This window comes from Algibacter sp., assembly GCF_049667265.1.
Taxonomy (GTDB): domain Bacteria; phylum Bacteroidota; class Bacteroidia; order Flavobacteriales; family Flavobacteriaceae; genus Algibacter_B.
Genome location: NZ_JBATHX010000080.1, coordinates 1 through 22,953, shown reverse-complemented (window position 1 = coordinate 22,953; position 22,953 = coordinate 1). Strand labels below are relative to the sequence as shown.

Here is a 22,953-nt window from a genome sequence, read left to right as displayed (position 1 = left end):
TCAAGGCATTAAACTTTGCACTAATTGAAGGGCTGTTTGTTCCTGGCAACCCTAAACTGTCATTACCTTTTTGTAATGCATAATGCGATAACTCCCATAAATTTAAAGTCTTTTTTATTTTTTCTTTTAAGAGAATTTTGTTTTCTAGACTAGATTCTGCGGAAAGTAATACAATTTCTTTTGTTAATTTTTGGCTTAACATACGTTGCCTTCCCGCTACATTTATAACTGAAGAATCGCTTTGTTGATCGTTAAGATGCTTGCGAATAAGAATTTGACTAACAATAATAGTAAGCGCTATGGCGCTTAGTGCAATAATGTATAAACGGCTTAATTTATCAAACGTTCGTTGGTCTAATGAATTTCCGTTTTTTGTCATATCCTATAATTATTTATGCTATTGCTTGCTTTACTAAGGATAAGCTTTTTTCAGAAAAGGGAAGTTTTAATGCTGCGGCATGACCTTCGTCAGACATTTTTACCCACGTTTTTTTAAGGATATCAATTATTTTTTCATCGTCATGTTTTGCAGCAAACTCTTCAAAATAATAATCTAAAAACACCAAGCAAACCGTGTCCTCGAGAGTTTGCGCTTCTTCATTTTTTTTAATGCGTTTTTTGGTAATTAAAAAAGAGACTCTTTCAACAAATTGATCATCATAACCTACTTGTTTTAAAATATCAGCAGTTAAATTAGCGTGCATCTTTTTTAAAGTTTCCCGCCATTTCAAATATCCTATTCTGTCCATTGGGTATTCGTCTCTCGGGATTTTCCAACGGCAAATATGTTGTGCACGCGCCGCGATTTGTAATGCTTTAGAGGCATTAGGATTAAACTGTAATAATTTTCTAGTCATCCTTTGAGAATACAACAACTCTTTCGGGTATTCAATACCAGATACTTGATAGGTATTTGTATCCTCGGCATTTTTTTTATCAATAAGGGCAATGGTAGTTTCAAATCTTGTTGGCTTCATTTTTCAAGTTTTAATCTGAAAAGCCAATATACACATTTCCGTTCTCAATTTTAACGGGATAGGTCGCAATTTTTAAGTCGTCACCTCCTAAATTCGAGCCATCTTCCAACGAAAAATTCTTTTTATGCATTGGACAAGCTACCTTCGGAATTCCTTCCTTATCGCCAATCATGCCTAAAGATAAAACCATTTCCATCTTATGAGGACATAAATTTTGACTTGCATACCACTTGCCCGTTCTAGTAAAATTATAAACTGCTATTTGTTTGCTTTTATATTTGATGCAGGCACCGCTATTTTCCGGGAAATCATCTACCTCACCAACTTTAAACCAATTGAGTACATCCGCTTCTAAAACCGATTTGTATTGCTCTAATATATTCTGCATCATTGTAAAATATTATTTTTATCTATTATTTATATTTGGGCGTTACCCAAGGGTCAGGCTTTTCGTTACAATCTTTTTGCTCATGCTTCACAAAAAGGATTTCCACTACAATCCCTAACGCAAACCATCACAATCATGAAACTTAACTCCAAGCCTTTGGCATTTTTTGCTCTCGCATTGGCACAAAAACTAAGTTATCATCTGTATCATCAGAGTTTACAAAATGCTTAAATCGTTTCATCATTTCAGGGTTTTCAATCGCTTGTTTCCATTCACATTCATATTTATTTACAAGCCCGTTCATTTCTAATTCTAACTCGTCAGCAATACCTAGCGAATCTTGAATTACCACTTGCTTCAAGTACTCAATACCTCCTTCCAGTTTATCTAACCATGGCGCCGTTCTAACCAATGGTCCGGCAGTGCGTATGTAATACATTAAAAATCTATCTAAGTATTTTATAGCCGTTTCATCGTCTAATTTCTCAGCAAATAATACAGCATGTTTTGGTGTTGCGCCACCATTTCCACATACATATAAATTCCATCCACCTTCAACGGCAATTAATCCAAAATCTTTTCCTCTAGCCTCCGCACATTCTCTTATACATCCCGAAACACCACCTTTTAATTTATGTGGTGAACGTAAACCTCTATATCTGTTTTCTATTTCAATGGCAAAGGTTACACTCTCATGCATCCCGTATCTACACCAAGTAGAGCCCACGCAACTTTTCACTGTACGTAACGATTTTCCGTAGGCATGTCCGCTTTCAAACCCAGCATCAATTAACTCTTTCCAAATAAGTGGTAATTCATGTATTTGAGCGCCGAATAAATCAATACGTTGTCCGCCCGTAATTTTTGTATATAAATCGTATTTTTTAGCAACTACTCCAATGGTAATCAATTGGTCCGGGGTAATTTCACCACCTGCAACTCTCGGAACCACCGAGTACGTTCCATTACGCTGAATATTTGCCAAAAAGCGATCGTTTGTATCTTGTATGGTAGGCTGACGGTTAGCAGTTTCCATAGTAATTGTTGCAAAAATAGATGCTAATACAGGCTTACAGACTTCACAACCATGACCTTCACCAAATAAATTAATAGCTTCTTCGTAATTTGCAACTTTATTAATTTTTATCAAATCGTAAAGTTCCTGTCTATTAAAATTAAAATGTTCACAAACCGTTTCTTTAACTTCTTTTCCTAACGATTTTAAAGTTTCGTTTACTAAATCAACCACCATAGGTTTACAACCTCCGCAGCCTGTTGTTGCTTTTGTTTTAGCGATAACATCGCCTAAATTATTACTTCCATTTTCAGTTATAGAACAACATATATCGCCTTTAGAAATACTCTCGCACGAACATACTTGAGCCGTTTCTGGCAAGTCCATTACGCTACCAAAAGACTTACCGCCTTCACTAGCAGGTAATATTAGCTCCGCAGGGTTTTCTGGAATAGCCATTCCATTTAAATAAATTTGGTGCAACATATTATAATCAGAGGCATCACCAACTAGAATACCTCCTAGTAAGGTTTTACCATCATGACTTACATTAATACGTTTATATAAATGTTTGGTTTTATCTTCAAAAATAACAGAATGCCCTTTTGATGCCGGCATAAATGGTTCGCCAAAACTTGCAACATCAACGCCTATTAATTTTAATTTGGTAGACATATCAATAGCATCGGCCATTAAACGCTCAGGTTTCCCAAGAATTTGATCAACCGCTACAGTAGCCATTTCATAACCAGGAGCCACTAAACCATAAATCATTTGGTTGTATAACGCAATTTCACCAATGGCATAAATGCAATCATCTGAGGTTTGCATTTTATTATTAACTACAATGCCGCCACGAACTCCCATCTCTAAATTACAGGTTTTAGCCAATTCATCTCGGGGTCTGATACCTGCTGAAATAACAAGCATTTCAACATCTATGACATCGTCTTCTCCAAATTCCATTCCGGTAATAGCGCCATTGCCCAAAATTTGATTGGTAGCCTTACTTAAGTGAATATTCAACCCAATAGATTCAAGTTTTAGTTGTAGTACTTGACTACTTCTAGAATCTAATTGCCTAGGCATTAATTTTGGTGCAAACTCTACAATATGAGGTTCTAAACCCATATCCATAACTGCTTTACCGGCTTCCAACCCTAATAATCCGCCACCAAGCACCGCAGCTTTTGCATTGGGATTCTTTGCTTTTAGCTTCGATGCATAAGCAAGCATGCCTTCCAAATCTTCAATGGTTCTGTATACAAAAACACCTTCTTTTTCAACGCCTTTAATAGGAGGAACGAAAGCGGAGGAGCCTGTAGCTAATACTAAAAAGTCATACGAAAATTTTTGGTCTGTAGCCGTTGTTATGGTTTTTGTTGGCCGGTGTATATCTGATACGCGCTCACCTACAATTAATTCAATGTCATTTTCGGCATACCATTCTGCAGATGCCATTTCTAAGGCTTTAGCATCTTGATTTTCAAAAAATTCGCTCAGGTGTACTCTATCATACGCTGGTCTGGGCTCTTCGCCAAAAACAATAAGTTTAAAATCTTTCCTATTGGAGTGCGAAACAAATTTTTCACAAAATTTATATCCAACCATTCCATTACCAATAACAACAATATTTTGCATATCTACGCATTTTATAATACAAAATTAAGTATTTATACTTAGTTTTATATACGTATAATAAAAAATATTACGTAGAAATATGAAAATTACCAATTTGACAAATTGGAATGTAAAAAATTATGTATTAAGTAAAATATGCCATTATTAATTCACATAATTACAGAATAAGCATTTAGATTCAATAGCACTGTAACCACATTAAAAAAAATATTTCAAAGCGACTAAAATACTTTAAAATATATTATAAGCTTGAGTAATCTATAGTTCTAACCAATATAAATTTATAACCAAAAAATCTTCAAAAACGAAATTATTCAGAAATAATGCTTTTCAAATTAAATCTGGGTGTCTAATTCTTAAGTTAAACACAATTAACTCATAAAAAGTACGCATCTTTTAAAAATAAATTATAGTGAATTTTACTACGAAAAATCGACGAACTGCACAAAATATATGTATTTCATCGATATATTTAGTATTTCGTAGAACTTTATCCTATATTTGTCCTATATATGATAGCCCCAATCTATCTTAATTTACAATTTATGGAAAAAATTACTCTGTATTGCCAGTATTTATTTTTAAATACAAACGCAATTTTTCGAAACAAAACAAGAACTGTAACCACAACTATATTAAGTTGTGCGCTACTCTTGGGGCTTAATACCCAAGCACAAGATATAATTGGCGATTATGATTTTGAATCGGGTGACCAAGGCTGGACATTTGGAAAAAATGCCGATTATGACTCTTCTACAAGTTACGCATGTGGAGGTGGTGGTGCCATATATGTTAAAGATGATAAAGGGAGTAGTGATAGTGTTGCAACATCACCTGCTTTAGATGTAAGCTCATACGCCAGTATTTCTATAACATTTTGTTATAAGGGAAACGGTATTGACAATAACGAAGGATTTGATCTTGAATACTATGATGGATCTTCTTGGACAATTCTAAAAGCATACAGAAGTCCTAGTGATTTTGGCCCTGCTGTTGGTGCATCAAACCCTTTCAACTTTACCTTTATACTTGATTCAAGCTATAATTTTCCAACAAATGCTCAATTTAGATTTGTAGGCCAATCAGATAAAAATGAAAACAATTATTTTGATAATATTGTAATTAAGGAAGAACTTGTGTTTTTTGATGGCGATAGTGATTTTGATGGGGTTACCGATAGTGTTGATATTGATGACGATAATGATGGTATTTTAGATACTGATGAATGTGCCGCTATAGTAAATCCACCCTTGTCAAATGCTGATTTTGAAGATTTAGATATAGTAAGCTCTGGTTTAGATGGTGGTGCAACAGATGTTGTTGGTTCCTCTGGTATCTGGAAAGGTGATGCCTCTCATATACCAAACTGGTTAAGTGCAGATCCTTCAAATAATTATTTAGAAATATGGCATAATAGCCAAGGAGCCGGTAATGATGCTGGCGGTCAAGCCTACTCAGGAACACAATGGGCGGAAGTAAATGCCACTACAAACGATGGTTTATACCAAGATGTAGTGTCTACACCCGGCGATGTATTACAATGGTCCTTTGCTCATCGTAAACGTACGGGGTATTCAGGAAGTTCTTCTGAAGATATTGTACGTTTAATGATAGGAGACCCTAGCGGAACATTAACGGCTAATGGTGATTTTACCTCGGCAGGAGATTCATCTTGGACCCTACATTCGGGTACGTATACCGTTCCAGCGGGTCAAACCACAACAAGACTGACGTTCACGGTACTTAATAGTGCTTCAGGTTCTACAAGTTCTGGTAACTTTATTGATAATGTTCAATTATTTGTTATTCCTGCAACTTGTGCAGATACGGATGGCGATTCTATCCCGGATTATTTTGATTTAGACTCTGATAACGACGGTATTCCTGATATTGTTGAAGCTGGTTTTGGAAGTGAAAGTGTAGGTACTGGAACAATTCCGTTGAGCTCATTTACAGATGTTAACGGTAACGGTATGCATGATGCCTTCGAAAATACAAGTCCTTTGGATTCTGATAACGATGGCGTTCCAAATTATAAAGATTTAGATAGTGATAATGATTCCGTTTTTGATGTGGATGAGGCGAAAACACAACGTTCTGTTTTCGGAAACCTTATTTTTGACAACGGTGATGGCGATATTAATGGTGATGGTGTTGGCGACGGCGCAGATACTGAAGCATTTAGAGCAAAAGATGATGATAGTGATGGAACCTTAGAATATTTTGGAGATGGTATCCTTGATATATATGATCATGGTTCCGGAGCTAATGAATATGGTAATTTAGATCAGGGTTCAGCACCACATTATGTGGCGGATACTGATGGTGATGGAATACCAGATTATATTGATACCACATCTGATGGTTCAACTTTCGATATTTCTAAAACACATTATGCCGATTTAGATGCTAATAATGATGGTTTAATAGACGATACAACAGATAGCGATGGCGATGGTATAGTTGATTTATTTGACACTAACGACAGCGCAATAGGATCTCCTAGAGATTTACAGAAAAAATTAGATCTGTATTTTGATGGTAGAAATGATTATGTAGAAGATACTAATGTAATGAGTGGATGGAGTGAAGCTACTTTAATGGCTTGGATTAAACCTTCTGAAACTGCAGGTGTTAATTCTCAAATAATTATGGGTCAAAATAATTTAAGTATTCAAATTAATCCTCTTGATAAATTAATAGCAAAAACAGGTTCAGTAGCTATTACTGGTCCATTTCTTACACCAAATCAATGGGTGCACGTTGCAGTAACTTACAGCAACACAAATAGTATAATGAAACTATATATTAATGGACAAGAAATAAATAGTACACCTGTATCCGGATCTTTAGCTGCTGATACTTCTAACTTAACGTTAGGTAGACATGCAAGTACAAATGACAAATATTATAGGGGTTATCTTGATGAAGCCCGTGTATTCTTTAAAGCCCTTACTGAAAACGAACTTCAGAAAATAGTTTATCAAGAAATTGAGAATAATGGAGGTATTATTAAAGGTGCTATTATCCCAACAGATGTAACAAACTATGTGGATGAGTCTACAAATATTCCATTAGTATGGGATAACTTGAAAAGGTATTACAGAATGGATGCTTTTAAAGATAATGTATTGGACGATTTAACCACTCCAGAAATTGATGAAGGCTCTGGTGCAAGAATGTACAATACCAAAGTAATTGCAGAACAATCTGCGCCACTACCATTTGTTACGCAAACAAGCGGACGATTAGAGGTAGCGGCTAACGATGCTAAAAAAGGTATTAATGGAAATGATGCATTAAATGCAAGTGCCATTGTTAAAATACAACATAATGATGTGTATATTGATAGTAGCCTAAACCAAGTTGGATTAATTATAGACGCGCAAGATGCAAGCTCTACTCCTATTGAATTTAAAGTTTTAAATGATTCTGAACTTAATGTAAGCTGGTATTTAAAATTAGACGGTAAAATTGATCTTGAAGGCGAATCTCAATTAGTACAAGGAGCAGATAGTTATTTAGACCCAACCAGTTCTGGTTCTTTAGAAAAAGACCAACAAGGTACGGCAGATACTTATACCTATAATTATTGGTCAATGCCAGTTGGTGTAACAAATAACTCTACAAACAATAATAACTATACAGTTAAAGATGTTTTTGATGTTAATTTCTCATCATCAGGATATAATGGTACGGCATCTCCAGTTGGAATTGCAGACTATTGGATTTGGAAATATAGCAACAGACTAAGTAATAACTACTCGCAATGGCAACATGTACGTAGTACAGGAACGTTAAAACCAGGTGAAGGTTTCACCATGAAAGGCCCTGGTACTGGTTCTATAACAACAAATCAGAACTATGTTTTAGAAGGGAAACCAAATAACGGTGACATTAATTTACCAATAAATAATGGTAACGCGTATTTAGTTGGTAACCCATATGCCTCTGCAATTGATGCACACAAATTTATATTAGATAACGGTGCCACAATTTCAGGAACTGGTGCAACCACGGGAACATTATATTTCTGGGAACATTGGGGCGGTGGCTCACATAATTTAAGTGAATATCAAGGTGGATATGCAACATATACACTAGCTGGTGGAGTACCTGCCGCGTCTCTAGGGACTAATGATCCGGATGTAGCAACTGGAGGTACACCAACAAAAATACCAGGTAGATATATTCCTGTTGGTCAAGGTTTCTTTGTAAAAGCTGAAGCTGATGGTATGGTGAACTTCAATAATAGCCAACGTGTTTTTCAAGTTGAAGACAACATTAATTCAGTATTCACTAAGTCTGATAATTCGAAAAGTAATAAAACCGCTTCAACAAAAGTGGAAAATAAAGATACACGTTTAAAGCTTAGAATTGGTTTTAACTCTGTAAACACTATACATAGACAGCTATTAGCGACATTAGACGATAATAGTTCATATGGTTACGATTGGGGCTATGATGCGCTATATAACGACGATCAAATGGATGATATGTATTGGATGATTAATAGTGATAAATATACCATTCAAGCTACAGACGAAATTAATGAACAAGCTTCACTACCATTAGGTATTCATACAAAAAGTAGTGGTGTAAATTCTATTACTTTAGATAAACTTGAAAATGCACCCACGAGTTTAATGGTCTATCTGCATGATAAAGTGCTTAATATTTATCACGATTTAAAAGATAGTGTTTATGATGTACATTTAGAGGCAGGAGAACATTTAGATCGTTTTGAAATTACGTTTACTAATCAACAAGCATTAGGAATTAATGATATTGAAAACTCCAATTTAGAAGTTTATTTATCAAATGATAGTGAAAGTATTATTATCAATAACCCTAAGTTAATAACTATACAAAATGCTAAATTGTATAATGTTTTAGGACAAATGGTTTTTGAATCAAATCTGGCTAACAGAGATAATTATATTGAACTTCCTGCAAAACAAATCAATGCAGGTACATACATCATTAGATTAAAAACTGAAAAAAACATTATATCTAAATCAGTATTAGTTAAATAAATGAATTGAATTGGTGTAGGTTTTTGATAAATCTCAAACCTAACCGATACTTAATAACGCAAAAAGTCCTGAATTCACATTCAGGACTTTTTTGCGTTTAATCGTGTTTTTTTGCATTTAATCGTGTTTATTCAAAATTTTATTGTACATTAGCAACGTAAACACTTGACACTTAGTAATAAACGGAAAATTGTACTTATTACATCCTTTGTAAAGTACAAACACAATAAAAGTATTGAAAGGTTAATTAATTATTTGAGTTAGTCACTTTAAAATAAATACTCCCAATCTTAGATACTATTCAGGTCCTGAATTGACGTTCGGGACTTTTTTTATTTTATAAGGTTTATTAAGGATTCAAGTGACATTTTAACTTGGTCACCAGAAACCATATTTTTTAAAGTATACGTATTCGATTCTATTTCTTGATCGCCAACTAAAACCACAAATGGAATAGCACGTTTATTCGCATGGTTCATTTGTTTTTTCATTTTAGCAGCATCAGGATACAATTCTGCATGGATACCTTGGGCACGTAACTGTTTAATCGCTTTTAAACTGAATAGAGCTTCTTTATCGCCAAAGTTTATAAATAAAACGTCCACATTTTTAGAAACTGTTTCTGGGAATAAATTCAACTCTTCAAGTACTAAGTAAATACGATCTAAACCAAAACTAATACCAACACCGCTTACGTCTTTCAATCCAAAAATACCTGTTAAGTCATCATAACGACCTCCGCCACCAATTGAACCCATGTTTACTTTTTCGGGAGCAGATACTTCAAAAATAGCGCCTGTGTAATAGTTTAGTCCACGAGCTAAAGTAACATCCAATTGCAATGTTGCTGTGTTTAATTTTAACTCAGAAATGGCTTTGTTTATAAAATCTAATTCTTCAATACCTTTTTTACCTTCTTCGGAAGATGATAATATACCTTTTAAACTTTCAATTTGCGATTCAAAAGAACCAGACAATGTAAACAATGGTTGCAATTTTGAAATTCCTTCATCTGAAATACCTTTAGAACGCATTTCTTCTTTTACCTTCTCCTCGCCTATTTTGTCAAGTTTATCTAAAGCAACTGTAAAATCTATTAATTTATCACTTGCACCAATAACTTCTGCTATGCCTGAAAGTATTTTTCTGTTGTTAATTTTTATGGTAACACCTTCCAGTTTTAAAGCTGAAAAAACCGTGTCATATAATTGAATAAACTCAACCTCTTGCCAAAGCGACTTACTTCCAACCACATCAGCATCACATTGAAAGAATTCTCTAAAACGTCCTTTTTGTGGTCTATCAGCTCTCCAAACAGGTTGGATTTGGTAACGTTTAAAGGGGAATTCTATCTCGTTTTGGTGTTGGACTACGTAGCGAGCAAATGGAACGGTTAAATCGTAGCGTAAGGCTTTTTCTGATATTGATGAAGTTAGTTTATTTGAATCTTTTTCAGCATAAGCTAGCTCATCAGCTTTTAATAAATAATCGCCAGAATTCAAAATCTTAAAAATAAGTCTATCACCTTCATCACCATACTTTCCCATTAAGGTTTCCGAGTTTTCAAAACTTGGAGTTTCAATAGGTTGAAATCCAAACGTTTCAAATGCACCACGAATGCTATTAAAAATATAGTTTCGTTTTGCTACTTCTTCCGGATTAAAATCTCTGGTTCCTTTTGGGATGCTTGGTTTTTGAGCCATAATATGCCCGTAAAAACGGGTGTCTTTTTAATGATTACAATACTTTCAAAGTGGATTCCGCATCAAGTGTGGAATGACAAAAATAATAGTTTAAATTGAAACAGATTCCTGCCTTCGCAGGAATGACAAAAATTAATTTATTAGTTTATTAAAATAATTAAACAATTCGCCTTTTGTAATGGATGCTCCTTGTTCAATCATTTTGAACTTATCTAAATTTTTATTTTCGCTATATGCTTTATCAGCCTGCAAAAACTCAACATTTTCGTCCATTAAATTTTCACGTAGCCAATTATAACCTTCTTGAGTTGTAATATCTACATCGTTTTTAATGTTCACAACAATAGCATGCATAACAGCTTTATCTAAATGAAATAAATACATGTGCTTCGGTGCAAAATGCTCAATATATTCAGCTTTATTTAAAGCACCTTCCCAAATTAAATCGCTAAACACATCCAATTCCATTTCTGCCAAATCTGGTTTATTGGCTTTTAAATTTGTCCACTCATCTGCAGTTATTGATTGTGTAGCTAAAAAGTTAATGAACTCCTGGTGTAATTCTTCAAACTGTTCCTTTGTAAGTCTTGCGTACTTCATTGAAAATTCAATTTTTTTTCTGTAATCCCGAAAATAATCGAGAGGAAATCTTAAAAATTTTACAAAAAAAGCCCCAACTAGGTTGAGGCTTTCAAAATATATTCTTTAAAAGTTTAAGCTTGTGCTATAACTTCAAATTCTAAATCAACTGATACTTCTCTATGTAAACGCACTACAGCAGTATATCTACCTAAACGCTTAACAGTAGTTACTGTTATGAATTTTTTATCTATTGATTGTCCTTCTTTTTCTAAAGCCGCTGCAACATCAATGTTGTTTACAGATCCAAATAATTTGTCTCCTGTACCAACTTTTGCAGGTATTTTAATTTCTAATGCTTTAACTGCTTCTGCAATTATATTAGCATCATCAACTATTTTCTTTTCTTTATAAGCACGTTGCTTTAAGTTTTCTGCTAAAACTTTCTTTGCAGATATAGTAGCTAATATTGCTTGTCCACGAGGAATTAAAAAATTTCTACCATAACCGTTCTTAACTGTTACAACATCGTCTTTAAATCCTAAATTTTCAACGTCTTGTTTTAATATAAGTTCCATTGTTATCGGTATTTTATTTTAATAAATCTCCTACGTAAGGCATTAATGCTAAATGACGTGCTCTTTTTACAGCTACAGCCACTTTTCTTTGATACTTTAATGACGTACCTGTTAAACGACGAGGTAAAATTTTACCTTGCTCGTTTATAAAACGCATTAAAAAATCTGGATCTTTGTAATCTACATACTTAATACCAGACTTTTGAAACATACAATATTTCTTAGTCTTATTAGTATCGATATTAAGAGGCGTTAAATATCTAATTTCGCCGTCTTTTTTTCCTTTTGATTGTTGTTCTATTGATGTAGCCATGGTTACGCTTTTGCTTTAAGTTTAACTCTTCTTCTCTCTGCCCAAGAAATAGCGTGCTTATCTAACGCAACGGTTAAATAACGCATAAAACGCTCATCACGTTTAAACTCAACTTCTAAAGGGTTAATTACTTCTCCAGCAACAGTGTACTCAAATAAATGATAAAAGCCACTTTTCTTGTTTTGGATTGGGTAAGCTAATTTCTTCAGTCCCCAATCTTCTTTTGATACCATCTTAGCGCCGTTCGAAACAAGAAAATCTTCGTATTTCTTTACTGTCTCCTTTATCTGATCTTCAGATAAAACGGGATTTAAGATGAAAACAGTTTCATAATGATTCATAAAAATCGTTTTAATTATTAAATTTGGCTGCAAAAATAAATATAATTTACAATTCTGGCAATGTTTTTGTATATTAATAATTAGAATCTTCAAAACGTTAAAGAAATGTTAAATTACGCATTTTAACGATGTTTTTTGGTTTTTAACCGAATTATTCGTACTATTGTCGATATCTTAACCGAAATAATATAAATGTTATGACTTTAAACTGTGTAGTAGTAGACGATTCAGCAATACAACGTCTCTCTATTGTTAAGCTTGTAGAGAATCACCCCTCTCTCAACTTAATAGCAGAGTACAGTAGTGCTTTAGAAACTAAAAATGGTTTAAATACGCATCAAGTAGACTTAATTTTTTTAGACATTGAAATGCCAGTGCTAAATGGATTTGAACTTTTAGACGTATTAAACAACAAACCCCAAATTATTTTTGTAACCGGTAAAACCGAATATGCTTTTAAAGCATTTAATTACGACGCTACCGATTACTTACATAAACCAATTACAAGAGAACGTTTTAATACCTCTGTAGATAAAGCTTTAGAGCAGCATAGACTGACTTTAGACTTTAACGAAGAAGAAGGCGAGCATATTTTTGTAAAGAGCAACCTTAAAAAACGTAAAGTATATATTAAGGACATTAAATGGATTGAAGCTCTTGGTGATTATGTAAAACTTGTTACCGAAGAAAACAGCTTAGTAGTACTTTCTACAATGAAATCTTTCGAAGCTGAATTACCTGAAGGGAAATTTTTAAGAATTCATAAATCTTACATCGTGAATCTAGATAAGATTGACAGATTCAACAGTAAAAATGTTGAAGTTGGCGCTTATGAAATTCCTTTAAGTAGAAATAAAAAGACCCAATTAGTTGATGCTTTAAATAATATTTAAGCACTACCAACAATACTGAATTAAAAGTTATCGACATTTAGATTAACCCTAACCGACCGAAAATCTTTTATACTAAAGAAGCTGTTATTAATTTTAATAATAGCTTCTTTTGTTTTTGCCAATGATTGTTGCTTCGGAATTTTTACCAATATGTTTTTATGAAACTGATTTCTAATCCTAGCAATTGGTGGCGATTCAGGCCCTAAAACGTTATCTTGAAAAACTTGTCTTAACGATTTAGCAAACCAGATAGAAGCCGTTTCAACCCTATTATAATCCTTGTGTTTTAATGTAATTTTAATTTGCTTATAAACTGGCGGATATTTAAAATTATACCGGTCGTTCATTTGCTCGTTAAACATATCCACATAATTATTGGTAGATACTTGCTGCAAAATATTATGATGCGGATTATACGTTTGAATAAGCACCTTGCCGCGCTCTTCGGTTCGTCCTGCCCTACCCGAAACTTGCAACATGAGTTGAAAACTACGTTCGTGTGCTCTAAAATCAGGAAAGTTAAGCATGTTATCAGCATTCATAATACCTACTAACTTGACGTTTCTAAAATCCAAACCTTTGGTTAGCATTTGTGTGCCTACCAAAATATCAATTTCCTGTTGCTCTAAAGCCGTAATTATTTTTTCGTAACCATATTTTCCACGTGTGGTATCCAAATCCATTCGTGCCACTTTATGCTCTGGAAACAACAATTTTACTTCTTCTTCAATTTGCTCGGTTCCAAAACCTTTATTATCTAAATCTTGACTTCCACAAGCTTCGCAATCTTGCATCATCGCAGCATTATAACCACAATAATGGCATCGTAATTGATTTCTGTATTGATGATACGTTAAACTCACATCGCAGTTTGTACATTGTGGTGAATGACCGCAGGTTTTACACTCTACAATAGGTGAAAAGCCTCGTCTATTTTGAAACAGGATAATTTGATGCCCTTCTTTTAAAGTTTCAGTCATTTCCTCGATAAGTCTATCGCTAAAATGCCCTTTCATACGTTTCTTTTTCAAGGCATCTTTAATATCAACCAACTCAATATCTGGCATCAAGACGTCATTATACCGCTTCGTTATTTCAACAAAACCGTATTTATTTTGCTTGGCGTTAAAATAGCTTTCTAAACTGGGTGTTGCCGAACCTAAAAGCGTTTTTGCACCGTGCATGTGAGCTAAAACAACCGCAGTATCTCGTGCATGATAGCGTGGCGCTGGATCAAATTGTTTGAAAGATTGCTCATGCTCTTCATCAACTATTATGAGCCCTAAATTATTAAACGGTAAAAATATGGACGAACGCGCTCCTAAAACTATTTTCGCTTTTGCGGAATTGTGCAGTACATTATTCCAAACCTCAACACGCTCGTGAGTGGAATATTTCGAATGAAAAACAGCTACCTGTTCTCCAAAGTAATTTTGAAGCCTTGTTACCAACTGGGTGGTTAATGCAATTTCCGGAAGTAGATACAAAACCTGTTTTCCTTCTTTTATAGCATCTTCAATAAGTTTTACATAAACCTCTGTTTTACCAGAAGATGTTACACCATGTAATAAAGTAACAGGATGTGTTTTAAAAGATTCTTGGATTTCGGTTAATGCTACTTTCTGATATTCATTTAGCCGTTTTGAAGCTTCTGTTTCTTCACCAGAATACTCCACTCTATCCATTTGAATATGATATTCTTCAAGAATCCCTTTATCAACTAAAGATTTTATTATAGCCGATGAAGCCCCACTTTCATTCGCCAAATCTGAAACCTTCACAGGCTTTTTTGTTTTAGCTGAAATTGAAAACAAGGTCATGACCACATCACTTTGTTTTGGTGCTCTACTTAATTCATCAAGCAATTTTTTAAGGGCATTTTCAGTAGAAAAATTGGCATGCAACTTTACATAACGTACTAATTTAGGCTTGTACTTTTCATAAACTTCTTCTTCAACCGAAATAGCTTCTTTTTCAATAAGTCTTTTAATAACTGAAAGCACATTCTTTTTATCAAGAATGTTAGAAATATCATGAATCTTTAAACTGGATTGATGATGCAATGCTTCGTAAACTAAAAACTCATCATCCTTTAAAATAGATTCGTCAATAGTTTTAATAGTATTTTTTGTGATTACCGTTTCGCTCTCTAATATAAAAGCACTAGGCAAGGAAGCTCTCATTACATCGCCCAAAGTACACATGTAATAACTAGCAATCCATTGCCAAAGTTTTAATTGTATGTCATTTACAATTGGCGTTTCATCTAATATCTGCTGAATATCTTTGGCCTCATAAGCCGTGGGTTCATTATTATGAATTCCATAAACAATGCCTGTATAAATTTTAGACTTGCCAAAAGGAACCGCAACACGCATACCTACCATTAAAAAATCAGCTTCAGCATGGGTTATGCTATATGTAAATAGCTTTTGAAGCGGAATAGGAATTATAACGTCTATAAAATGCAAGCTGTATATAGTTTAGGTTTTATAAAAAATGAATTATTTATGGCGAATCCAATATTGGGTAAGAAATAAAAACGCAATATAGCCACGAACTTGAAGTTTACCTGTTTCTTCAACTAGCTTTAATCTACATCTATATTCTTTTCCATTTTCAGCATCGAAAATGGTTCCGTTCTTATAATATTCTCCCTGTTTTTGAAGGTCTTTAATAATTTCAAAACCTAAAATTGGTTTATCTTTATATTCACCTTCACAATTTTGACAAAGGGTTTTCTCATCAAACGGCTTTAGTATTTCAATAACTTTTCCAAATATTTTACCATTCTTTTTGTAGATTTCTACAATCGATTTATGTGCTCCCGTTTCATCATCTACAGTTTTCCATTTTCCAAAAATATCTTGGGATTGCACCGAGAGCGACAAAAAATATAATAATACTAACCAAATTGTCTTCTTCATAATTAAAAGTTTTTCCTAAGCTTATTTAAAGAGGCATTAAGCTCGTAACCCAATAATAAAATATTAGAATTCAGCCACAGGTAAAAAAGTAAAATTAATAAGGCGCCAATAGAACCATATAATTTATTATACTGTCCGAAATTTTCAATGTAAACACCGAATAAATACGAAGTGAGCATAATTAAAAGTGTTGTAAACAAAGCACCAACAGAAAAGAAACTAGATTCACGCCCTTCTCTAGTGCCAAAATAATATAACGTTGCTGTGGCGATATAGACCATGACAACAAAAAATAAATATTGTACAACGTTTGTCCAAAATACACCTTCCGAATCTACCTGATACCCTCTATCCTCGAGCGCATGAAGCAATCCTTGAACAACATAAATTTGTATATACCCTAAAACTATAATGGTAATAATAAGTAGAAAAGCTAATATTAATGCAATACTCAGCGCATACATATATTGTTTAAAAACGTTTCGTGTTAACTGCTCGTGATACGAGGTTTCAAAACCTGAAAACACAGCATTTACACCGTTTGCCATTAAAGCAATTGATAATACAAAAACCGAAGACAACAAACCACCACGTTGCGATTGGTCTATGTTTTCAAAAATATTTTCAAAGAAAAAATCAGACGTGCTTGGCGGTAAAAAAGATTCTAAAAAATGTAAAAACTCTATTTTAAAATCGTCAATTGGCACATAAGGAATGATGATTAAAACAAATAATAAAAAAGGAAATAGGGCTGTGAAAAAACTGAAAGCAATGGCACTTGCTCTTGTGGTAAGAGCACCTTTAACAATTCCTGTAATATACAGAACAAGTAAATCGAAAAACGACAAACCTTCAAGACCAGGTAATTTTAATCGTTTTAAAAACCGCACCAAGATATTAATCAATGGGATTTTATCTAGTTTATCTTCAAGCGATTTAGACATTAATAATTTGCGTTTTTATTTATAGCAAAGTTATTAAAATAAAGACTGGTTATTAAAATTAAAAAAGGATATAAAAGTTATAAAATTACTTTATAGCCTTTAAACTTAAATCCATGTTATATACAGAATGTGTTAATGCACCACAAGAAATGTAGTTTACGCCGCACTCAGCATAATGTCTTATGGTTGTTTCATTAATATTACCCGAAGATTCAGTTAAACATTTATCACCTATTAACTTAACAGCCTTTCTAGTATCCTCGTAATCAAAATTATCTAAAAGAATTCTATAAATACCTTCGTTATTAAGAATTTCTTGAACTTCGATTAAATCTCTAGCTTCAACCATTATTAGCAAATCTTTATCAGTATCCGTTAAATATTGTTTGGACATTTCAATAGCCTTAGTAATACCTCCAGCAAAATCGATATGGTTGTCTTTTAGCATAATCATATCATAAAGTGCAAACCTATGGTTTTCGCCACCACCAATTTTAACAGCCCATTTTTCTAATACACGAATTCCTGGTGTAGTTTTTCTGGTATCTAAAATTTTAGTTTTTGTGCCTTCAATTAAATCCACAAACATTCTAGTTTTAGTAGCAATAGCACTCATACGTTGCATTGCATTTAAAACCGTACGTTCAGCTTTTAAAATGGATTGTGATGGGCCTTCAACATACATTACAATATCACCAAAGGTTACCTCAGTACCATCTTCAATACGGACATCAAGCTTTAAGTTTTTATCAACGTATGCAAACACTTTTTTAGCAAAATTTACACCGCCAATAATCCCTTTATCTTTTACTAAAAGTTTAGCCTTTCCCCGAGCATTCACAGGGATACAAGCTAATGAACTATGATCACCATCACCTACATCTTCTCTAATGGCATTTTCAATAATCATTTTCACTTCTTTATCAAACTGCTCTTGTGTAATCATAGTATTTTGTTAGTTAGTGTGAACAAAAATAAGAAATAGATTCACTAAATTAAATTTTACATTTATGAATTTTATAATTTTTTCTTATTTAAATGCATTATTCATAAATACGAAATGGTAATTTTGCATTTATGACTATTAAACTCATTTCCATCGGCAAGACTGATAATAAACAACTTAAGGCCTTAATTGAAGATTATATTAAGCGTTTGGGGTATTATATTAATTTTAATTTAGAAATTATTCCTGACATAAAAAATTCTAAAAATTTAAGTGAAACTCAACAAAAACAGAAAGAAGGTGCCCTTATTTTGAATAAAGTGAGTACTTCGGATGCTTTAATTTTGTTGGATGAAAATGGAAAACAATATGATTCTGTAGCCTTTTCAATATATTTACAAAAACACATGAACTCAGGAATTAAACAATTGGTATTTGTGATTGGTGGTCCTTATGGCTTTTCTGAAGATGTTTACAAACAAGCAAATGGAAAATTATCATTATCAAAAATGACATTTTCACACCAAATGATTCGCTTATTTTTTATTGAGCAACTTTATAGAGGATTTACCATTTTAAAGAATGAACCCTATCATCATCAGTGATTTGGAAGTCGCAGTTTTTAGTGCTAACTCGAATATAGAAAATAAAAAAGATGACTAAAAAAATATTTCCTAGCCATCTTTTTTTATTCGGTCACCTGTCTTAAGGCTTCCGTCATTTTTAATGTGTTTTATAAACCTCTTTTCGTTTTTTAAGTTGGCGCTCTAAATCACCTATCGTTTCTCTTACTGAAACTTCAAAATTACGCTCATTTGACGTAGCAAAAATCCTAGGTCCTGGTAAACTCAATTCTATATTACAAATTTTACCATTATTATGGTCTTTTTCATCCTGTTTAAAGTTAACCGTAGCATTTATTAAAAACTCATATTTGTTAAATAATTTTTCTAATTTCTCTTTTGTGAAAGCTGAAAGCGTTTCGCTTACATCTACACCTACATACTGAATGTTTACTGTCATATCCGTTCTCGTTTTAATGTTAAATTTCAATCCTAATATACAAGTTTTTTGAAGAAATAAAACTAACAATGGTCATAAAAACGAGATATTTTTTTCTTTTTAAATTTCTAGATTCTCTATATCGTTTAAAATCAATAAGTAGTATTTTTGAATTCTTAAATCTTTAAATTATGGAACTTGTATTTGCAACTAATAACTTAAATAAACTTAAAGAAGTACAAGCCTTAATTCCGCACGGCATAAAACTATTAAGTTTAAAAGAAATTGGTTGTTTTGAAGATGTTCCTGAAACACAAAATACCATCGAGGGAAATGCTATTCAAAAAACTGAATATGTAAAGAATAATTATGGCTATGATTGTTTTGCCGATGATACGGGCCTTGAAGTTGATGCATTAAACGGCGCTCCAGGAGTATACTCGGCTCGCTATGCTGGAGACCAGCGAGATTCTAATAACAACATGAATAAACTTTTAGACGCCTTAAGAAAAAAAAATAATAGAAATGGCCAATTTAAAACGGTGGTTGCCCTTCATCTTAATAATAAATTACACACATTTACAGGGATTTGCCAAGGTGAAATTACAGCATCCAAATATGGCGAAAAAGGATTTGGCTACGACCCTATTTTTAAACCAAATGGCTATAATGAAACGTTTGCCGAAATGGATTTAAGTTTAAAAAACAAAATTGGACATCGTGGAAAAGCCATAACTAAATTAGTAGAATTTTTAAATTCTGATGAAACAAAAATTTAGTAAAAAAAATATATTAGAGGTTGGCTGTTAATTTTCTTTATGTTACATTTAATTTATGACAGAGGAAGCTATAGAAAATGAGAATGCAGCAATTGCCAAAGCCTACAAACAGTTATTAAAAGTTAGTTACACTACGCTTACTGACGATGATAAAAAACTTATTCGTAGTGCCTTTGAGGTGGCTCTTGACGGCCATAAAAATCAGCGCAGAAAATCAGGAGAAGCCTATATTTTCCATCCGCTTGCTGTGGCAAAAATTGTGGCTCAGGAAATTGGTTTAGACGCCACCTCTATCGCAGCTGCCCTACTTCATGATGTGGTTGAAGATAGTCCAGATTACGATATTAAAGATATTGAGAAAAAATTTGGAAAAACCATTGCTACTATTGTTGATGGTCTTACAAAAATATCGTCATTAAGTAAAGAAAAAGACATGGATGTTTCCATGCAAGCAGAGAACTTCCGTAAAATGCTTTTAACTTTAAATGATGATGTTAGGGTTATTATAATAAAAATTGCAGACAGACTTCATAATATGCAAACTATGGATTCGATGCGTCCAGATAAACAAATCAAAATAGCATCTGAAACCTTATATATTTATGCGCCATTAGCCCATAGGATTGGACTTTATAATATTAAAACAGAATTAGAAGATTTAGGTTTAAAGTATACTGAGCCAGAAATTTATAATGAAATTTATGATAAAATAAAAGAAAGTAAGGAAGAGCAAGATGATTATATCAATCAATTTAGTGATGTTATCAAAAATTCGCTCGATAAAGAGAATCTTCGGTACACTATAAAAGGAAGGCCAAAATCAATCTTTTCTATTCGAAAAAAAATAATTAACCAAGGTGTTTCCTTTGATGAAGTTTATGATAAATTTGCCATTCGTATCATTTACAAATGTGATGCAGATCCTCAAAATGAAAAGTTTTTAGCTTGGAAAATTTATTCGATTGTTACAGACCATTTTAGACCAAATCCGATACGATTACGCGACTGGATTTCTTCGCCAAAATCAACAGGTTATGAAGCATTACACATAACGGTAATGGGACCAAAAGGCCGTTGGGTAGAAGTTCAAATACGAAGTCAACGCATGCATGAAATAGCCGAAAAAGGATATGCTGCACATTACAAATACAAACAAGGAAACGCCGAAAAAGAAGATAATTTAGAAAGCTGGGTTAACAGATTGCAAGAAGCTCTTGAAAACCCAGAAATGAATGCAGTTGATTTTGTTGAGCAGTTTAAACTAAACTTATACTCAAAAGAAATATTTGTATTTACACCTGGTGGTGATTTAAAATCGTTGCCAAAAGGTGCAACAGCCTTAGACTTTGCTTTTAGTATCCATACAGAGGTTGGAATGAAAACTCGGGGCGCCAAAGTAAATGGCAAACTTGAACCTTTAAGTCATGAATTAAAAAGTGGCGACCAAGTGGATATTATCACTTCTGAAAATGTAAAGCCAAATCCAAACTGGCTTGATTATGCAACAACAGCAAGAGCGAGAAGTAAAATAAAATCAGCCTTAAAAGAAGATAAGAGAATTATTGCTGAAGACGGAAAAGAAATTCTTAGGCGCAAACTAAAACAATTAAAAATTGCACTTGACGAAAGTTCTATAAACGAAATGGTAAGTTATTTCAAGCTTAAAACCAGCCTTGATTTATTTTATAGAATTGGGCTAGGTTCTATTGATAATACGATGCTAAAAGGATATGCTTCCTCGCGAAGTAATGCTTTAATGAGTTATATAAAAAATAAAATTTCTAGAAAACAAACTATTTCAAAAGAAGAAATAGAGAAACAAGAAATTACTTTAAAATACGATTCGATTGTTTTTGGTAAAGATGAAGAAAAGCTAGATTACAAACTCGCAAATTGCTGTAACCCAATTCCTGGCGATCGTGTTTTTGGTTTCCTAACCGTTAACGAAGGGCTTAAAGTGCACAAGAAAAATTGTCCAAATGCGGTAAGTTTACAATCTAATTACGCATACAGAATCATGCCCGCAAAATGGATAGATTCTTCACAACAAGAATTCTTAGTTAAAATTGAATTAAATGGCATTGACCATATTGGATTAGTAAATGAAATAACTAAGATAGTTTCGGGAAATATGCATGTAAATATGAAAAACATAAGTTTTGAAAGTAATGATGGATTGTTTACTGGAAAAATTAATGTTATAGTAAAAAATAATACCATTATTAAAAAGCTTCTAGAAAAACTCAAAAAAATTAATGGCATTGATAAGATTAGAAGAGTTTAGAATACAGATTAAAATATATTATTTATTTTTTAACAATTTATAAATGCTGATTTGTTAATATTTTAAGTAATAGCCCTGATATACTTAAAAAATTGAGCTCAAAATGCATTAAATTTAGTTAATAAAATTACAACAACATATTCTAAGCAGTCTCTAAAAAAAGTGTAAATTTGCGACGAAATTATGGACGAAACGGCAGATTCAAAAAATCAAGAAACAGTTAAAAGTGTGTTTACAAGCTTTTTAGAAAGCAACGGGCATCGTAAAACTCCCGAACGCTATGCCATACTTCAAGAAATCTACAATAATAAAGAACATTTTGATATAGAATCATTATATCTTAAAATGAAAAACAAAAAGTATCGCGTATCCCGAGCGACACTTTATAATACTATCGAATTACTTTTAGAGTGTAAGCTGGTTAGAAAACACCAATTTGGAAAAAACCAAGCACACTATGAAAAATCTTATTTCGACAGACAGCATGATCACGTTATTCTTACAGACACAGGAGAAGTCATAGAATTTTGCGATCCTAGAATTCAATCCATAAAAAAAACAATCGAAGAAATTTTCGATATTGAAATAAATAACCACTCACTCTATT

General features: G+C 33.1%; 20 protein-coding genes. 6 read left to right on the top strand and 14 right to left on the bottom strand.

What is annotated here, in order from left to right; genetic code table 11:
• The 4 genes from WBN21_RS02950 to nirB all read right to left on the bottom strand — a co-directional run.
• Nucleotides 1-379: type IV pili methyl-accepting chemotaxis transducer N-terminal domain-containing protein (locus WBN21_RS02950; RefSeq protein WP_424197805.1), on the bottom strand; the 379-nt coding region annotated here is incomplete at its 3' end.
• 13 nt (nucleotides 380-392) lie between these two features.
• Nucleotides 393-977: a DUF4202 domain-containing protein gene (locus tag WBN21_RS02945; protein WP_424197804.1), complete on the bottom strand. Its 585-nt coding sequence runs from the start codon at nucleotides 975-977 to the stop codon at nucleotides 393-395.
• A 10-nt stretch (nucleotides 978-987) separates the two neighbouring features.
• Entirely contained in the window at nucleotides 988-1,365 is a 378-nt protein-coding gene (nirD, locus tag WBN21_RS02940) for a nitrite reductase small subunit NirD (RefSeq protein WP_424197806.1), read from the bottom strand.
• 142 nt (nucleotides 1,366-1,507) lie between these two features.
• On the bottom strand, nucleotides 1,508-4,021 hold the full coding sequence (gene nirB / locus WBN21_RS02935; protein WP_424197803.1) for a nitrite reductase large subunit NirB: 2,514 nt from the start codon (nucleotides 4,019-4,021) through the stop codon (nucleotides 1,508-1,510).
• Nucleotides 4,022-4,566: 545 nt separating this feature from the next.
• On the opposite strand from nirB, the gene WBN21_RS02930 reads away from it, so the two are divergent.
• Nucleotides 4,567-9,057 carry a LamG-like jellyroll fold domain-containing protein gene (locus tag WBN21_RS02930; protein ID WP_424197802.1) on the top strand — a complete coding sequence of 1,497 codons (4,491 nt, stop codon included), beginning with the start codon at nucleotides 4,567-4,569 and terminating at the stop codon, nucleotides 9,055-9,057.
• Between the two features lie 332 nt (nucleotides 9,058-9,389).
• Here the strand turns inward: WBN21_RS02930 and hisS are convergent, their stop codons facing one another.
• The 5 genes from hisS to rpsF form a co-directional block, all read right to left on the bottom strand.
• Entirely contained in the window at nucleotides 9,390-10,760 is a 1,371-nt protein-coding gene (hisS, locus tag WBN21_RS02925) for a histidine--tRNA ligase (RefSeq protein ID WP_424197801.1), read from the bottom strand.
• Nucleotides 10,761-10,892: 132 nt separating this feature from the next.
• Nucleotides 10,893-11,360, bottom strand: a complete 468-nt coding sequence (locus tag WBN21_RS02920; protein WP_424197800.1) for a DUF6495 family protein — start codon at nucleotides 11,358-11,360, stop codon at nucleotides 10,893-10,895.
• 113 nt (nucleotides 11,361-11,473) lie between these two features.
• Nucleotides 11,474-11,917 carry a 50S ribosomal protein L9 gene (gene rplI / locus WBN21_RS02915; RefSeq protein WP_424197799.1) on the bottom strand — a complete coding sequence of 148 codons (444 nt, stop codon included), beginning with the start codon at nucleotides 11,915-11,917 and terminating at the stop codon, nucleotides 11,474-11,476.
• Between the two features lie 13 nt (nucleotides 11,918-11,930).
• Nucleotides 11,931-12,230, bottom strand: a complete 300-nt coding sequence (gene rpsR, locus WBN21_RS02910; protein WP_424197798.1) for a 30S ribosomal protein S18 — start codon at nucleotides 12,228-12,230, stop codon at nucleotides 11,931-11,933.
• Between the two features lie 2 nt (nucleotides 12,231-12,232).
• Nucleotides 12,233-12,571 (bottom strand): 30S ribosomal protein S6, encoded by a 339-nt coding sequence (rpsF, locus tag WBN21_RS02905; RefSeq protein ID WP_424197797.1) that lies wholly within the window; start codon nucleotides 12,569-12,571, stop codon nucleotides 12,233-12,235.
• 197 nt (nucleotides 12,572-12,768) lie between these two features.
• Here rpsF and WBN21_RS02900 point away from each other — a divergent pair, with 197 nt between their 5' ends.
• Entirely contained in the window at nucleotides 12,769-13,464 is a 696-nt protein-coding gene (locus WBN21_RS02900) for a LytR/AlgR family response regulator transcription factor (protein WP_019388305.1), read from the top strand.
• Between the two features lie 20 nt (nucleotides 13,465-13,484).
• Here the strand turns inward: WBN21_RS02900 and priA are convergent, their stop codons facing one another.
• The 4 genes from priA to nadC form a co-directional block, all read right to left on the bottom strand.
• Nucleotides 13,485-15,935: a replication restart helicase PriA gene (priA, locus tag WBN21_RS02895; protein ID WP_424197796.1), complete on the bottom strand. Its 2,451-nt coding sequence runs from the start codon at nucleotides 15,933-15,935 to the stop codon at nucleotides 13,485-13,487.
• A 33-nt stretch (nucleotides 15,936-15,968) separates the two neighbouring features.
• Entirely contained in the window at nucleotides 15,969-16,391 is a 423-nt protein-coding gene (locus WBN21_RS02890) for a DUF2147 domain-containing protein (protein WP_424197795.1), read from the bottom strand.
• A 2-nt stretch (nucleotides 16,392-16,393) separates the two neighbouring features.
• The gene (locus WBN21_RS02885) at nucleotides 16,394-17,335 is read right to left on the bottom strand and encodes a YihY/virulence factor BrkB family protein (protein WP_424197794.1); all 942 of its coding nucleotides are present in this window, start codon (nucleotides 17,333-17,335) and stop codon (nucleotides 16,394-16,396) included.
• A gap of 85 nt (nucleotides 17,336-17,420) precedes the next feature.
• On the bottom strand, nucleotides 17,421-18,281 hold the full coding sequence (nadC, locus tag WBN21_RS02880) for a carboxylating nicotinate-nucleotide diphosphorylase (RefSeq protein WP_424197793.1): 861 nt from the start codon (nucleotides 18,279-18,281) through the stop codon (nucleotides 17,421-17,423).
• 131 nt (nucleotides 18,282-18,412) lie between these two features.
• Between nadC and rlmH the strand changes: the two genes are divergently transcribed.
• Nucleotides 18,413-18,886 (top strand): 23S rRNA (pseudouridine(1915)-N(3))-methyltransferase RlmH, encoded by a 474-nt coding sequence (gene rlmH, locus WBN21_RS02875; RefSeq protein ID WP_424197792.1) that lies wholly within the window; start codon nucleotides 18,413-18,415, stop codon nucleotides 18,884-18,886.
• Nucleotides 18,887-19,004: 118 nt separating this feature from the next.
• On the opposite strand, the gene WBN21_RS02870 is transcribed toward rlmH, so the two are convergent.
• On the bottom strand, nucleotides 19,005-19,304 hold the full coding sequence (locus WBN21_RS02870; protein WP_424197791.1) for an HPF/RaiA family ribosome-associated protein: 300 nt from the start codon (nucleotides 19,302-19,304) through the stop codon (nucleotides 19,005-19,007).
• Nucleotides 19,305-19,474: 170 nt separating this feature from the next.
• Between WBN21_RS02870 and WBN21_RS02865 the strand changes: the two genes are divergently transcribed.
• The 3 genes from WBN21_RS02865 to WBN21_RS02855 all read left to right on the top strand — a co-directional run.
• Nucleotides 19,475-20,062: a non-canonical purine NTP diphosphatase gene (locus tag WBN21_RS02865; RefSeq protein ID WP_424197790.1), complete on the top strand. Its 588-nt coding sequence runs from the start codon at nucleotides 19,475-19,477 to the stop codon at nucleotides 20,060-20,062.
• Nucleotides 20,063-20,117: 55 nt separating this feature from the next.
• Entirely contained in the window at nucleotides 20,118-22,346 is a 2,229-nt protein-coding gene (locus WBN21_RS02860; protein ID WP_424197789.1) for a RelA/SpoT family protein, read from the top strand.
• A 183-nt stretch (nucleotides 22,347-22,529) separates the two neighbouring features.
• Nucleotides 22,530-22,953: Fur family transcriptional regulator (locus tag WBN21_RS02855; RefSeq protein ID WP_424197788.1), on the top strand; the 424-nt coding region annotated here is incomplete at its 3' end.

Bases quoted from the DNA above. Each gene is read 5' to 3' on its own strand.
- WBN21_RS02945 (WP_424197804.1), bottom strand. From the start codon at position 977: ATGAAGCCAACAAGATTTGAAACTACCATTGCCCTTATTGATAAAAAA.
- nirD (WP_424197806.1), bottom strand. From the start codon at position 1,365: ATGCAGAATATATTAGAGCAATACAAATCGGTTTTAGAAGCGGATGTA.
- nirB (WP_424197803.1), bottom strand. From the start codon at position 4,021: ATGCAAAATATTGTTGTTATTGGTAATGGAATGGTTGGATATAAATTT.
- WBN21_RS02930 (WP_424197802.1), top strand. From the start codon at position 4,567: ATGGAAAAAATTACTCTGTATTGCCAGTATTTATTTTTAAATACAAAC.
- hisS (WP_424197801.1), bottom strand. From the start codon at position 10,760: ATGGCTCAAAAACCAAGCATCCCAAAAGGAACCAGAGATTTTAATCCG.
- WBN21_RS02920 (WP_424197800.1), bottom strand. From the start codon at position 11,360: ATGAAGTACGCAAGACTTACAAAGGAACAGTTTGAAGAATTACACCAG.
- rplI (WP_424197799.1), bottom strand. From the start codon at position 11,917: ATGGAACTTATATTAAAACAAGACGTTGAAAATTTAGGATTTAAAGAC.
- rpsR (WP_424197798.1), bottom strand. From the start codon at position 12,230: ATGGCTACATCAATAGAACAACAATCAAAAGGAAAAAAAGACGGCGAA.
- rpsF (WP_424197797.1), bottom strand. From the start codon at position 12,571: ATGAATCATTATGAAACTGTTTTCATCTTAAATCCCGTTTTATCTGAA.
- WBN21_RS02900 (WP_019388305.1), top strand. From the start codon at position 12,769: ATGACTTTAAACTGTGTAGTAGTAGACGATTCAGCAATACAACGTCTC.
- WBN21_RS02890 (WP_424197795.1), bottom strand. From the start codon at position 16,391: ATGAAGAAGACAATTTGGTTAGTATTATTATATTTTTTGTCGCTCTCG.
- WBN21_RS02885 (WP_424197794.1), bottom strand. From the start codon at position 17,335: ATGTCTAAATCGCTTGAAGATAAACTAGATAAAATCCCATTGATTAAT.
- nadC (WP_424197793.1), bottom strand. From the start codon at position 18,281: ATGATTACACAAGAGCAGTTTGATAAAGAAGTGAAAATGATTATTGAA.
- rlmH (WP_424197792.1), top strand. From the start codon at position 18,413: ATGACTATTAAACTCATTTCCATCGGCAAGACTGATAATAAACAACTT.
- WBN21_RS02870 (WP_424197791.1), bottom strand. From the start codon at position 19,304: ATGACAGTAAACATTCAGTATGTAGGTGTAGATGTAAGCGAAACGCTT.
- WBN21_RS02865 (WP_424197790.1), top strand. From the start codon at position 19,475: ATGGAACTTGTATTTGCAACTAATAACTTAAATAAACTTAAAGAAGTA.
- WBN21_RS02860 (WP_424197789.1), top strand. From the start codon at position 20,118: ATGACAGAGGAAGCTATAGAAAATGAGAATGCAGCAATTGCCAAAGCC.